The sequence below is a fragment of the Microbacterium sp. KNMS genome (genome assembly GCF_053851835.1).
Window position 1 is genome coordinate 1 of record NZ_JBSQBP010000056.1, and the last position, 1,172, is coordinate 1,172.

Below are 1,172 nucleotides of genomic sequence, written 5' to 3' on the forward strand. Positions count from 1 at the left end.
GGGTTATAGGCCAAAAGGAGTGGATGGGTTCTCGATCTAGCCGCGGAATCTCGCGGTAGAACGGGGATCGCTATGGTCCGCGACCCTTAGTCGTGGGCCTTGCGACGAACTCGACCACCTGTCTGGTATGCGGCATCAAGCTCGTCAAGAACGGCCGTCACCGCTCGGGCACCCAACGCTGGCGGTGTCCGTCTTGCGGGGCGTCCAGCACCCGTCGGCGTCCCGACGTGACCCGGCGGGAGCAGCTGCGGGAGTTCGTGTCGTGGCTGATCGGCAAGGCCACCCAAGCCGAGGCCGACGGCACCGCCTCCGGTCGATCGTTCCGGCGCCGCACCGCCTGGTGCTGGGATCTGTCTCCCCGACTGGGCCCGGCCGAGACGATCTACCACGCCGTCCTCGTCGACGGCATCTGGATCGGCACCTGGTGTCTGCTCATCGCGCTCTCCGACACCGGACGCGTCCTGGCCTGGCAGTGGTGCGCCCGCGAGACCACCGCCGCATGGACCGCTCTGCTCGATCAGGTCCCCGCCCCGGGGATCCTCGTCTCCGACGGCGGCTCCGGACTCCCCTCGGCACTGCGACAGGCCTGGCCCGAGACCAAGCACCAGCGGTGCCTGTTCCACCTCCAGATGAACATCACCCGACATCTCACCCGCAACCCGCGCACGAACGCCGGCCGAGCGCTACGACGCCTGGTCATGGACCTCAGCGACATCCTCGACGAACAGGCCGCGATCGACTGGCAGCTGCGGCTCGAGCAGTGGTGGCAGACCTTCGGGCACCTCACCCGGGAACGCACCCTGCTCAAGAACGGCCGATTCGGATTCACCCACGACCGGCTCCGCAAAGCCTGGCTGCTGGTGCGCCTCGTTGTCCGCAACGACGTGCTGTTCACCCACATCACCTACGGCAACCCGCGCACGACCTCCGCGCTGGAAAGCCTCAACGCCCGCATCCGCGATCTCCTGCGCCGCCACCGCGGCATGACCGAGGAACGCCGCCGCCGCGCGGTCGAGTGGTTCCTCGCGACCCGAGAGCTCCCGCTCGAACAAGCCCTCGACCTCGCCCAGCCGATCACTCCCGAAACCCGACCCGAACCCCGCCACGACGACCAGATCACCCCCACCCTCTACGGGCAAGGCCTCGACGCCACCGAAGGCCTCTGGGCCCGC

The 1,172-nt window shown here is 68.5% G+C and carries 1 protein-coding gene; it reads left to right on the forward strand.

The features are described 5' to 3' along the window. Window positions 1-92 precede the first annotated feature (92 nt). Window positions 93-1,172, forward strand: a 1,080-nt coding sequence (locus ACWXWW_RS17810; protein WP_455971318.1) for an IS1249 family transposase, incomplete at its 3' end; no start/stop codon positions are given.